Origin of the sequence: Escherichia sp. MOD1-EC5990 (assembly GCF_002965285.1) — a bacterium.
GTDB lineage: Bacteria > Pseudomonadota > Gammaproteobacteria > Enterobacterales > Enterobacteriaceae > Escherichia > Escherichia coli_F.
On the sequence record NZ_PTRV01000005.1, the window covers coordinates 80,475 to 93,680 of the forward strand.

Genomic DNA, 13,206 nt, shown 5'->3' on the forward strand with positions numbered 1-13,206 from the left:
GCGCATATCCTTAGCGAGTCCATTTATCTAAATAAGACAAAGGTAATCACTTAACAACGATGCATACCTGATATTAATAATGGCAGGATTATTTCAAGTCGGGTAAGTCGTTGTATAAGCCCTGTTTAATTCCCGCTAATGGAATAAGGTTATTAACCGCAGCGGCATAATTCACTGCGGCGACCCAGCCATCATAACTGGCATTTATTTCAGCCGATTGCGCCTGAAAGACATCTTGCTCGACGGTTAATAGATCATTCAGGCTGCGTTTGCCCAATTTATATTCATTTTGGTACACATCTCGCGTTTTGTGCGCACTTTCGGATTGTGCTAAACCGGCTTCTTCGCGACCCCGTGCGCCGGTCCAGTTCGCATATGCCACAGACGCTCGTTGCAGCACATCCAGTTTTGCCTGTTCGACCTGCGAGGCAGAGATTTTTTTTTGCCCTTCAGCCTGTTGCACCTGAGCCGAAACCGCGCCGCCCTGATACAACGGCGCGTTGACGTTCAACTGTAACTGGTCGTCCCAGTACGAGCGGTCGCTGGTCTGGTAGCGCGTTTTGCCGCCCTGAATACTGAGCGTCGGCCAGTATTGCGCTTTCGTTTTTTCCACGCCGTACTGTGCAGACTGGCGTAAGTTTTCTGCCGCCAGTACAAGCGGGATGGACTGGTAATCAATATTTTTCAACGATACCGGCTGCTCGGCTAATTCAGCAGGTGGCTCGGCTATCGCCTCCGGCTGTACGCCAGTAAGCACCGCCAGTTGCGCTTTGGCGCTCGCCATCTGCGCCTGATATTGCTCCAGCGTCGAGCGCATTCCCGCTATACGCGTCTGGGCCTGCAATTCATCTGACGATGAGTTCAGACCAGCGTTAGCGCGCAGCGCCGCCATGTTGTAGACGTTTTCCAGCGAGTGGATATTGCGTTGAGCCGCATCGCACAACGCCTGATAACGACTGACCTCCATATAGGCAGTCGCCGTTTTTTCGGCAACATCGGTTAAAGTTGCCATCAATTTAAAGCGGTAGCTGTCACGAGCGGCGGTTTGCAGTTTGATATCGTTATCTGTTTTACCGAAGTCATACACCAGCTGTGTCAGGGTTATGCCATACGAAACGTTGTTATCAAGCCTGCCGCTGGAGTCCGTTTGCCGTGACGGCCCCGCGTTGCCGGTTAATCCAACGTGCGGATACCAGGCACTTTTGGCTTCATCAATTTGTGCTTCGCCAATACCTATCTGCGCCGCCTGTTGAGTGACGTCGGGATTTAGCGCAAAGGCGCGTAATATACTTTCCTGTAAAGATAATCGGGCAACTGGCGTTACCGCTGGGGCGTTCGCCCATTGTGGCAGCGGTGCAGCAATTGTAGCTTCTCCCATCACCATAAAACTTATTAAAAAAATAAGTCCATTATTTTTACGGTTTTTAAACTGGAATCGCGCCATAGATAAGTCACTTCCTTCCAGGTCATTATTTTAACTAGTTTTTATAACCAGTCTCATTTTATTAAGAAGGGTAATAACTTGTGCACCTCTTTTGTCGAACATTGAGATTGGAAAAGAAATGCAGTTAAAAAGCTTATACGTTATTTATTTAGAATACACTACGACTTTTAGATTACCATCATACGCATTAAGAATAATCCACAGCAATAAGTGATTAGCATCACAGATTTATCGCGTATATATCATTTTTTTGTGACTTATTTATTAAAGGAATAAGAAAGGAAATTTGAATTAAAGACAAAGGCGCAGTACAGAAAGTACTGCGCGCAGAGAGGTTTTATACGGCTTTATTGCGCTTCATGACCATTGCCACAATAAGGCTGAGTAAGAGTGCGCCAATAATCCATATCAGCGCACGACTGCCCTGGGACCACAGACTGTAGATGAAGCCAACGATCACCAACAACATAACCAACGTGCCAACGATAAGAATCGGCAACGAGGCATGGATATCATGACGCAGGCGCATCGCCACCACAAACACCGCCAGGTAGCAGATCAAAAAGGTGGCACTGGCAACGCTGGCGAGTGAGCCTAAATTTAGCGCCGCCGTCATCAACATAATCAACACCACGACGATGATGTTGCCCCAGGTACTCTGCCGCCACAGAGATTTATTCATTAGCTTCGGCAGTTCGCGTTCGCTGCCCATGTTGTCCATGATGTTAAACACGGCGAACAGGTTCGCGTTGATGGCTGAAGCCGTCGCCAGTAAAGCACCGATGACAACGATCACATAACCCACATGCCCGAGCAGCGGAGAAGCTGCCTGCGCTACGGCGGTATCGGCATATTTTTCTAACTCTAATGCCGATACATCGCTAAGCAGTACCAGCGCCAGCGCGATGTAAAGCAGTGTGGTAACGCCAATCGCCACCAGAAACGCCCGTGGCATAATGACCGCCGGATCTTTCACTTTATCCGCCGCGTTCGCCATCATGCCAAAGCCCGCATAGGCAAGGAAGGTTATCCCGATACAGGAGAAGAACGCACCGGAGCTGGGAGGCGCAGAGACGGAAATATGCGCCGGTTGTAGCGACCAGACACCGGCAATAATCAGCAATAACAGGATCATCATTTTAATGCCGACGAGGATCACTTCCAGCCGTCCTACCGCATGGTTGCTTAAGGAGTTGAATAGCGTCATCACCGCAATGATCCCCAACGCATAGAGCAGAATAAGGTGCTCCTCCTGGCTGCCTTCATGCAAAAACTGCACGGCATAAGCGCCAAAAGCACGGGCGACCATGGCGATGCTTACCGCCAGCGTCAACAGGTACAGTAACGAGAGCGCCAGCGAAAAGACGCCGTTGCCTAATCCGCGACGAAAGAAGTCGATAATACCGCCATTGCTGGGATAGCTCGCCCCCAGACGCGCATAGGCATAACCAGAAAACATCGCCACAATACCACCAAAAGCAAAGGCGACCCAGGTCGAGGCTTCCATTAGCAACGCAGCCTGCCCCAGCAGCGCGAAGATCCCCGCCCCCACCATTGCCCCAATGCCAATGGAAACGACGTTCCATAGACCGAGGGGTTTGTTACCGTTATTACCTTCCGTGTTCATCATGATCAGCCCTTAAACACGTTATAGCCGAGTTGCTTAGCGACCGATGCCACCATTTTTTGACCGCGAACACTGTTGCCTTCTTCGTCCAGTGGTGGTGAAAACGCGGCAATTCCCATCACGCCAGGGACGACCGCCAGAATACCGCCACCTACACCGCTTTTGCCCGGTAAACCAACGCGATACGCCCAGTCACCGGAGCAACCATACAGCCCTTCCATCATCATTTCGGCCAGAATGTACGGCACGTTGTCGGCCTGAAGAACGCGTTTATGCGTCAGCGGATTCACTCCGCCCGCCGCCAGCGTCGCGCCAAGCGTTGCCAGTTCAACAGTATTGATGAGCGTGGAGCACTGACGGGTATACACGTCACAGGCTTCCATTGCATCACAATAGAGATATCCGGCGGAGTACAGCAGCCAGGCAATGGCCCGGTTATGGAAGTTGGTCGTTTGTTCTGACTGGTTGACTTCATCAGAGAGCGCTACCTGCTCACCAGCCAGTTGTTGTTGGATATGTAAAATTCGCTGCCAGCGTTGTTCAGTATTTTCAGCGTTAATCAGGCTGGTGGTGGCAATAGCGCCAGCATTTACCAGTGGCGAAAGCGGTTTGCCGCCATGCAACTCTAAGGCGATAACGGAGTTAAAGGGCAATCCGGTCGGGTCAGCGCCAACTTTGTCCTGTACCGCCTGCGGGCCGACATCTTCTAACGCGAGGGCTAACGTACAGACTTTTGAGATGGATTCCAGCGCAAAGCGGTAATCACTGTCACCCGCGCTAAAGACTTTACCATCGCAGGTCACGATAGCCACTGCCGCCAGTTGACTGGGCACATTCGCCAGAAAGGGAATGTAATCGGCATTTTGTCCGCCGTTAAGTGAGTGAAATTGGGTGTAAGCCTGATCCACTGCCTGCTGTAATGTGTTTGCATCTAACATCTTTTGTTAACTCCTTTTTATAGATGCGGGAGGGGATTCCTCACCCCGGTGCCGATTTTCAGGCATCCTGATTTAACTTAGCACCCGCGACTTAACTACAGGAAAACAAAGAGATAAATGTCTAATCCTGATGCAAATTGAGCCGATTTTTTAATCTTTACGGACTTTTACCCGCCTGGTTTATTAATTTCTTGACCTTCCCCTTGCTGGAAGGTTTAACCTTTATCACAGCCAGTCAAAACTGTCTTAAAGGAGTACGTTATGTCACAAACTATCGACCTGACCCTGGACGGCCTGTCCTGCGGTCACTGCGTTAAACGCGTGAAAGAAAGTCTCGAACAGCGCCCGGATGTGGAACAAGCGGATGTGTCTATCACTGAAGCGCACGTTACCGGGACTGCCAGTGCAGAACAGCTGATCGAAACCATCAAACAAGCGGGTTATGACGCATCTGTAAGCCACCCAAAGGCTAAACCGCTGGCGGAGTCATCAATCCCGTCGGAAGCACTGACAGCGGTTTCTGAGGCGCTTCCGGCAGCAAACGCCGATGACGATGACAGTCAGCAGTTGCTGCTGAGCGGCATGAGCTGCGCCAGCTGTGTTACCCGCGTACAAAATGCGCTGCAAAGCGTACCGGGCGTCACTCAGGCACGGGTAAACCTGGCGGAGCGTACTGCGCTGGTGATGGGCAGTGCCTCCCCACAAGATTTAGTGCAGGCGGTGGAAAAAGCGGGCTACGGCGCGGAAGCGATTGAAGATGACGCTAAACGCCGCGAGCGCCAGCAAGAAACCGCCGTCGCTACCATGAAGCGCTTCCGCTGGCAGGCAATTGTCGCTCTGGCGGTAGGTATCCCGGTGATGGTCTGGGGGATGATCGGCGATAACATGATGGTCACCGCCGACAACCGCAGTCTGTGGTTAGTTATCGGCCTGATAACGCTGGCGGTAATGGTTTTCGCCGGCGGGCATTTTTACCGTAGCGCATGGAAAAGCCTGCTGAACGGTGCGGCGACAATGGATACGCTGGTGGCGCTGGGAACGGGTGTTGCGTGGCTCTATTCGATGAGCGTCAACCTGTGGCCGCAGTGGTTCCCGATGGAAGCGCGACATCTTTATTACGAAGCCAGTGCGATGATTATCGGTCTGATTAATCTCGGTCATATGCTGGAAGCACGCGCACGTCAGCGTTCTTCAAAGGCGCTGGAGAAATTACTCGATTTAACCCCGCCGACGGCGCGCCTGGTTACTGACGAAGGTGAAAAAAGCGTGCCGCTGGCAGATGTTCAGCCTGGTATGTTACTGCGCCTGACGACCGGCGATCGCGTACCGGTAGATGGTGAAATTACCCAGGGCGAAGCGTGGCTGGATGAAGCAATGCTGACGGGCGAACCTATCCCACAGCAAAAAGGCGAAGGCGATAGTGTTCATGCAGGTACCGTGGTGCAGGACGGTAGCGTGCTGTTTCGTGCCAGTGCGGTTGGCAGCCATACTACGCTGTCACGGATCATTCGTATGGTGCGCCAGGCCCAGAGCAGTAAACCGGAAATCGGCCAGTTGGCGGATAAAATCTCTGCCGTATTTGTGCCGGTAGTGGTGGTGATTGCGCTGGTCAGTGCGGCAATCTGGTACTTCTTTGGTCCGGCACCGCAAATTGTTTATACCCTGGTGATTGCCACTACGGTACTGATTATCGCCTGCCCGTGTGCGCTGGGGCTGGCAACGCCAATGTCGATTATTTCCGGCGTCGGGCGTGCGGCTGAATTTGGCGTGCTGGTGCGGGACGCCGACGCGCTGCAGCGCGCCAGTACGCTCGATACCGTAGTATTCGATAAAACCGGGACGCTGACGGAAGGTAAACCGCAGGTTGTCGCGGTGAAAACATTTGCTGATGTTGACGAAGCGCAGGCGCTGCGTCTGGCGGCGGCACTGGAACAAGGTTCCAGCCATCCGCTGGCACGAGCGATCCTCGATAAAGCAGGCGATATGCAACTGCCGCAGGTCAACAGCTTCCGTACATTGCGTGGGCTGGGCGTGAGCGGTGAAGCAGAAGGTCATGCGTTGTTGCTGGGTAATCAGGCGTTGTTAAATGACCAACAAGTCGATACTAAAGCGATTGAAGCAGATATTTCAGCTCAGGCATCGCAAGGGGCAACGCCTGTGCTGCTGGCGGTTGACGGGAAAGCGGTGGCCTTGCTGGCGGTGCGCGATCCGTTGCGTAACGATAGCGTAGCGGCACTGCAACGCCTGCATAAAGCGGGATATCGTCTGGTGATGCTAACCGGGGATAACCCCACCACCGCCAATGCGATCGCCAAAGAGGCGGGTATTGATGAGGTGATCGCCGGGGTGCTGCCGGACGGTAAAGCCGAAGCGATTAAACGTCTGCAAAGTGAAGGACGTCAGGTGGCAATGGTGGGCGACGGCATTAACGACGCGCCAGCGCTGGCCCAGGCGGATGTCGGTATTGCGATGGGGGGCGGCAGCGATGTTGCCATTGAAACCGCGGCGATTACCCTGATGCGCCATAGCCTGATGGGTGTTGCGGATGCGCTCGCTATTTCCCGCGCAACGCTGCGCAACATGAAGCAGAACCTGCTCGGCGCGTTTATCTACAACAGCATTGGTATTCCGGTCGCCGCCGGTATTTTGTGGCCGTTCACTGGAACACTGCTTAACCCGGTGGTTGCCGGAGCGGCAATGGCGCTCTCGTCGATCACCGTAGTGAGTAACGCCAACCGCTTGCTGCGGTTTAAACCGAAGGAATAAGTATGTCATTGCGGATGCGCTGCTTTAGGGTGGCGCATCTGGCATCGACGCATGCCTGCCGGATGCGGCATAAACGCCTTATCCGGCCTACGATTCAGGCACAGGGTTGTAGGCCTGATAAGACGCGTAAGCGTCGCATCAGGCAATGGTGCTCGGATGCCGGATGCGGCGTGAACGCCTTATCCGGCATCCGAGATGAAGCGATTTTTTGGCCTTACGCGACCTTTTTGCACGTTTTTCCCGGCGTGCCAAATATTTAATCCGTCCCAACTCCATTTGCGCCATCCCTCCCCGCGCGCTAGCATGATATTTCACAAAGGGAGGTCGTATGGATCTGTTGTACCGGGTAAAAACGCTTTGGGCCGCGCTGCGCGGCAATCATTACACCTGGCCTGCTATCGATATCTCTCTTCCCGGCAATCGCCATTTTCATCTGATTGGCAGTATTCATATGGGCAGCCACGATATGGCTCCCCTGCCCACCCGTTTGCTCAAAAAGCTCAAAAACGCCGATGCGCTGATCGTCGAGGCGGATGTTTCCACCAGCGATACGCCTTTTGCCAATTTGCCTGCCTGCGAGGCGCTGGAAGAGCGCATTAGCGAGGAGCAATTACAAAATCTGCAAAACATAAGCCAGGAGATGGGTATTTCTCCGTCGCTCTTTTCCACCCAACCACTGTGGCAAATCGCGATGGTTCTTCAGGCAACGCAGGCGCAAAAACTGGGGCTGCGGGCAGAATATGGTATCGATTACCAGCTATTGCAGGTGGCGAAGCAACAACATAAACCCGTGATTGAACTGGAAGGGGCAGAAAACCAGATTGCCATGTTGCTCCAGCTCCCTGACAAAGGACTGGCGCTGCTGGACGATACGCTGACCCACTGGCACACCAACGCTCGTTTGCTGCAACAAATGATGAGTTGGTGGCTGAATGCACTACCGCAAAATAATGAAATAACGCTGCCGAATACGTTCAGCCAATCGCTGTACGATGTGCTGATGCATCAGCGAAATCTCGCCTGGCGGGATAAACTGCATGCTATGCCGCCGGGGCGCTATGTGGTCGCGGTCGGAGCTTTACATCTGTATGGAGAAGGGAATTTGCCGCAGATGTTGCGCTAAAAAAATGGCCAATATCGCTATTGGCCCGTCAAAGAGGAATTTCATTTTTTTATTATTATGCCGTCACTTTAAGCGACGGTGTAACTCGATTGTCGCTCAATCTCACCATCCTGCCAATACTCTTAGGCAAGATGACTCTTTTTTTTGGACCGCCATCAGGCGTATGCTTGCTTCGTTTTTTTGTTTAAGGCAGGAAAATTATCATGACACCCGCAGTTAAATTACTCGAAAAAAACAAGATTTCGTTTCAAATCCATACCTACGAGCACGATCCGGCTGAAACCAATTTTGGCGATGAAGTCGTCAAAAAATTAGGTTTGAATCCGGATCAGGTCTACAAAACGCTGCTGGTCGCAGTGAATGGTGATATGAAACATCTGGCAGTGGCCGTTACGCCGGTCGCCGGTCAACTGGATCTTAAAAAAGTAGCAAAAGCGCTGGGTGCCAAGAAAGTTGAGATGGCCGATCCGATGGTCGCGCAGCGTTCGACGGGATATCTGGTTGGGGGGATTAGCCCACTGGGGCAGAAAAAACGCCTGCCGACGATTATCGACGCCCCCGCGCAAGAGTTTGCCACTATTTTTGTTTCTGGCGGCAAGCGCGGGCTGGACATCGAACTGGCGGCAAGCGACCTGGCGAAGATCCTCGATGCCAAATTTGCTGATATCGCTCGTCGCGATTAAGTGATGCACACGGAAGATGAGATGTGGAAAGGATTACAGAGACATTAAGTATCGCTTGTGCAGATGAGATACCGGATATCGCCTTACTTCGGCAAACATCGAGAGAGAAGGTATTACATCTGCATTTTGCCAGCGAAGCAGAGAGGTATCGTGAGGAATTCGGGCTGGTGCTGAAAGCACAGCTCGATGAATTTGTTGTTGGCATGCATTCTGCCGACCCGGTTATCAGGATCGCCAGATTAATATCGCTTGAAGAGATTAACCGCCATCAGGATTTTTTCGAACACTGCGCGAAAGAATATCGTAAGCTGGCGACAGAGCTTATATTTGCATTGGCTGAACAACTGAATGTTGAGATGGCGGAAAATAACCCGCTAGTTACCTTTGCCCCCTTCAAATGCAACCGTAAGCGAAAAGGCAAAATGGGAAAGTGGCAGTATTGTTTTCACGGTTTTCATTGTGCATTTGAGAATAAAAAAACAGAGCAAAATATTGAAGTTCCCCTCGCCTACGGCTTTGATTTCGGCGATCTGGACCCGTATTTTTTTTCCGGATTTATCAAATCGACCCCCGACTGGCAGCCTCTGCCAGTGGCTATTTACGATGATTACCACGACGGCAGCAGGATCATTCAACAACTGCTGGCGCTGGGAAAGTTAGAAAAAATCCCTTCACCGATCCCACAATACACGGGGGTTGCTGCGGTAGATCGGTCCAATGTCGACATCGCAAATTTTCGCTCAACACTGGAGAGTCGCCTGCACCGATGTAAATTACGCTGGCTTTTGAAGCGTGTAAAAAATTCACAAAGGAGCGAAAGATGAAATTTGACCATCTTGTTGATGTTAGCTTCCACAATTTTGTCTTTAACGGAAAATTCGATTTTGTCGAACCGGGGCAAACAATGGCATGGCTGGAACAAAACTTTGTTGAGCCGGACTCTAAAAATGATATGGGAAATGGTTTTTATATCTGGCTATTTGGCAATGTTGAGTTTCATTTCGAAAGCAACAAGCTATATATGATTTGGTGCGATTATTTGAGCCAAATCCATTTGGGCAAAGCGATCCGATTTGATAAAGGAATATTGAATAACGTCGCTGAGTTGAACGTTACGCGTGTATTTAACATGCTTGTTAACGAAGGCGCTGATCTGCAAATCCGCCGTCAATCGCTCAGGCGTGACACTTTGGTTTGAAGCAGATGAAGAACAGTCTGGTGAACCGCAGAATTATATGCTGATGGCATTTGGTTTGACACATCGCGATTACGATGCAAGATTTCAATATTCATAAATGGCGGCGTCATATCATGACGCCGCGACAGGGTTCATTACTGCCAGCTCACCTCACCTTTCGGTTCATAGACACTCACATCCAGCGGCGAGTTTTTCTGGATATACGCTTTCAGCACTTCAGCATCAATAAAGCCGGTATTCACATAGCCCGGTTTGTTATCCAGACGCGGATAGCCATCACCGCCAGTGGCATTGAAGTTTAATGTCGCCATACGGTAAGTTTTCGCCGGATCGACCGGTTCGCCTTTGATTTTCAGGTCGTTCAGTTTGCCGTCTTTCGCCACAAAGCTAACGTTGGCAAATTGCGGATAGGCACCAGAATCAGGCTTCATTTGTGCGACGGCGGTCAGGTAATCAATCACCTCTTTACCGGTCATGTCGGCATACACCACCACATTGCCGAATGGCTGCACTTTCAGCACATTTTTATAGCTGATATCACCTGCTTCGATAGAATCACGAATTCCGCCTCCGCTCATCACCGCAAAGTCGGCACCAGTGCGATCCATTTGTGCTGCCAGAATCAACCGCCCCATATTGGTCTGTACAAAACGCACTTTGCTGCGGTCGCCTTCCAGACGACCATTGGTTTCGCCTATTTTCACTTCCAGCTGCGCTTTGCCTTTGTTCTGGAACGGTGATAACAGCGAAATCATTTGCTGGTTTTCGGCGATTTCAGGGGTGTAAAGCACACGCTCGCTTTTCCCGTCTTCCCAGGTCACTTTCTTCTTCAGGTTTACCGGAATCAACTGGTAGTTGACCATTTTCATTTCGCCGTTGCGAAACTCAAAGTCGGCCCGACCTACGTACTTGCCCCACTCATGCGCCTGTACAATCCAGATGCCATTTTGTTGATCCGGTTTGCATGGCGTACCAGGAACGTAATCGACCTGTTTTTTATTTTCTGCCGCCATACAGACTGGATCTTGCGAGTGACCTCCGACGATCATCGCCAGCGATCCGGCAGGCAGCGCGCGTGCCATTTCCACATCGCCCGCTGCGTTAGAGCCGTGCTCACCATTGTCGTAATGCCCCATATGGGTCGCCGCGATAATAATGTCTGGCTTTTCTGTCTGTTGCAGCTCCTGAATCACCAGCTTCGCTTCATCGGCGGGTTTACGGAACTCAATATCGGTGAAGTTTTCTGGGTTGCCTAACTTCGCTGTGTCATCCGTCGTCAGACCAATAACGGCAATTTTCAGATCCTGACGCTTAAACAGCGCCCATGGTTTAAACAGGCGCTCACCAGTGCTTTTTTGGTAGATATTGGCGGAAAGCAACGGGAACTTAGCCCACTTTTCCTGCTGGCGTAATACGGTGAGCGGGTTATCAAATTCATGATTACCGATTGCCATCGCATCATAGCCCACCAGATTCATACCGCGAAAATCAGGTTCGGCATCCTGTAAGTCGGACTCGGGCACGCCAGTATTAATGTCGCCACCGGAAAGTAGCAGCACGCTACCACCTTCAGCCGCAACCTCTTTGCGAATACCGTCCACCAGCGTTTTTTGCGCCGCAAGACCATATTCGCCATATTCATTACGCCAGAAATGACCATGATGATCATTGGTATGCAGAACTGTAATTTTGTAGGTTTTATCCTGCTCATAAGCCAGAGCAGTTTCACTCGCCAGTGTAAATGTGGTTAACAGTGCTAACGCCACGCCCCGCTGCAATAATTTCATACTTCTCTCCCTGATCAGATTTCAACGTGTTGAAAAATAGTATGACGCGACATCATAGACAAGTCTGCGTCCGGTGAAGATAAATCTGCATCCAGATTAGAAATTCTGTATTCAGCGTTGAGACTTCCTTCAGGCGGCGCATACAGGTATGTTAGTCGGGTAATAATCACAAATAAGATCATTCTTTACATCGCAACCCTGAAAAAGTGACTTTCCTATGGCAATGAGTGAACAAACCCAGCCAGTGGCTGGCGCTGCTGCGTCAACGACTAAGGCCCGAACATCGTTTGGTATTTTAGGTGCTATCAGCCTCTCACATCTGCTGAACGACATGATCCAATCGCTGATTCTGGCGATTTATCCCCTGCTTCAGTCAGAATTTTCTCTGACATTTATGCAAATTGGCATGATAACCCTCACCTTCCAGCTCGCCTCTTCACTATTGCAACCTGTGGTCGGCTACTGGACGGATAAACATCCGATGCCGTGGTCGTTGCCGATTGGCATGTGCTTTACCTTGAGCGGTCTGGTGCTGCTGGCGCTGGCGGGCAGTTTTGGCGCAGTTCTGCTGGCGGCGGCGTTGGTCGGCACTGGTTCGTCGGTCTTTCATCCGGAATCCTCACGCGTGGCCCGAATGGCGTCTGGTGGCCGTCATGGCCTGGCGCAATCTATCTTTCAGGTCGGCGGCAACTTTGGCAGTTCCCTGGGGCCCTTGCTGGCAGCGGTGATTATCGCGCCTTATGGCAAAGGCAACGTGGCGTGGTTTGTACTTGCAGCACTGCTGGCAATCGTGGTGCTGGCGCAAATCAGCCGTTGGTACTCTGCACAGCACCGAATGAATAAGGGCAAACCCAAAGCAACGATTATCAATCCACTGCCGCGCAACAAAGTGGTACTGGCGGTCAGCATTCTGTTAATCCTGATTTTCTCGAAATATTTCTATATGGCGAGCATCAGTAGCTATTACACCTTTTATCTGATGCAAAAATTCGGATTATCTATCCAGAATGCCCAGCTTCATCTGTTTGCATTCCTGTTTGCCGTTGCGGCAGGTACGGTGATTGGCGGGCCTGTGGGGGATAAAATTGGGCGGAAATATGTGATTTGGGGCTCTATCCTCGGCGTTGCGCCGTTTACGCTGATTTTACCCTACGCCAGCCTGCACTGGACGGGGGTTTTAACGGTGATTATTGGATTTATCCTCGCTTCGGCATTCTCTGCCATTCTGGTCTACGCTCAGGAGCTGCTTCCGGGACGTATCGGTATGGTTTCTGGACTCTTTTTCGGTTTTGCTTTCGGCATGGGAGGTCTGGGAGCGGCAGTTCTGGGGCTTATCGCCGACCATACCAGCATCGAGTTAGTCTATAAAATCTGTGCTTTCCTGCCACTATTGGGGATGTTGACCATATTCCTGCCTGATAACCGGCATAAAGACTGATTTCATTGCAGCCAAAGGCAAACTTTGGCTGCATCGTTTTACAGTCGCCATAAGCCTTTCCTCTGTTAAACCGCCTTCTGTTTTCCGATCCGTGCTTTTTTTGCCGCTAATTCCATTTTTCTGCAAAATTCAACAATTATTCATAAACATCATCAATGAAATTGTCATAAACTATTACCTGTAATTTTGGTTTTCCCGGCCA

Annotated in this window: 10 protein-coding genes; 6 read left to right on the top strand and 4 right to left on the bottom strand. The window is 51.0% G+C overall.

The window, feature by feature from the left end; genetic code table 11:
- Window positions 1-88: 88 nt before the first annotated feature.
- The 3 genes from BEB42_RS07570 to glsA all read right to left on the bottom strand — a co-directional run bounded on the left by BEB42_RS07570 (window position 89) and on the right by glsA (window position 4,009).
- Entirely contained in the window at window positions 89-1,444 is a 1,356-nt protein-coding gene (locus tag BEB42_RS07570; RefSeq protein ID WP_074501005.1) for a TolC family outer membrane protein, read from the bottom strand.
- A gap of 337 nt (window positions 1,445-1,781) precedes the next feature.
- Complete coding sequence (locus BEB42_RS07575) at window positions 1,782-3,074, bottom strand: APC family permease (protein ID WP_000982158.1); 1,293 nt, start codon at window positions 3,072-3,074, stop codon at window positions 1,782-1,784.
- A gap of 2 nt (window positions 3,075-3,076) precedes the next feature.
- A complete protein-coding gene (gene glsA, locus BEB42_RS07580; RefSeq protein WP_000883054.1) occupies window positions 3,077-4,009 on the bottom strand; it encodes a glutaminase A in 933 nt (310 codons plus the stop codon).
- 261 nt (window positions 4,010-4,270) lie between these two features.
- Between glsA and copA the strand changes: the two genes are divergently transcribed.
- The 5 genes from copA to BEB42_RS07610 all read left to right on the top strand — a co-directional run bounded on the left by copA (window position 4,271) and on the right by BEB42_RS07610 (window position 9,779).
- On the top strand, window positions 4,271-6,775 hold the full coding sequence (copA, locus tag BEB42_RS07585; protein ID WP_000083933.1) for a copper-exporting P-type ATPase CopA: 2,505 nt from the start codon (window positions 4,271-4,273) through the stop codon (window positions 6,773-6,775).
- A gap of 328 nt (window positions 6,776-7,103) precedes the next feature.
- The gene (locus tag BEB42_RS07590; RefSeq protein WP_105267261.1) at window positions 7,104-7,898 is read left to right on the top strand and encodes a TraB/GumN family protein; all 795 of its coding nucleotides are present in this window, start codon (window positions 7,104-7,106) and stop codon (window positions 7,896-7,898) included.
- Between the two features lie 203 nt (window positions 7,899-8,101).
- On the top strand, window positions 8,102-8,581 hold the full coding sequence (gene ybaK, locus BEB42_RS07600; RefSeq protein WP_000186628.1) for a Cys-tRNA(Pro)/Cys-tRNA(Cys) deacylase YbaK: 480 nt from the start codon (window positions 8,102-8,104) through the stop codon (window positions 8,579-8,581).
- Between the two features lie 23 nt (window positions 8,582-8,604).
- Window positions 8,605-9,405 carry a DUF6896 domain-containing protein gene (locus BEB42_RS07605; protein ID WP_000439795.1) on the top strand — a complete coding sequence of 267 codons (801 nt, stop codon included), beginning with the start codon at window positions 8,605-8,607 and terminating at the stop codon, window positions 9,403-9,405.
- A complete protein-coding gene (locus tag BEB42_RS07610; protein WP_001353395.1) occupies window positions 9,402-9,779 on the top strand; it encodes a hypothetical protein in 378 nt (125 codons plus the stop codon). The genes BEB42_RS07605 and BEB42_RS07610 overlap by 4 nt, the downstream gene beginning before the upstream one ends.
- A gap of 134 nt (window positions 9,780-9,913) precedes the next feature.
- On the opposite strand, the gene ushA is transcribed toward BEB42_RS07610, so the two are convergent.
- Window positions 9,914-11,566: a bifunctional UDP-sugar hydrolase/5'-nucleotidase gene (ushA, locus tag BEB42_RS07615; RefSeq protein ID WP_000771772.1), complete on the bottom strand. Its 1,653-nt coding sequence runs from the start codon at window positions 11,564-11,566 to the stop codon at window positions 9,914-9,916.
- 217 nt (window positions 11,567-11,783) lie between these two features.
- Between ushA and fsr the strand changes: the two genes are divergently transcribed.
- The gene (fsr, locus tag BEB42_RS07620) at window positions 11,784-13,004 is read left to right on the top strand and encodes a fosmidomycin MFS transporter (RefSeq protein WP_001251627.1); all 1,221 of its coding nucleotides are present in this window, start codon (window positions 11,784-11,786) and stop codon (window positions 13,002-13,004) included.
- Window positions 13,005-13,206: the final 202 nt, after the last annotated feature.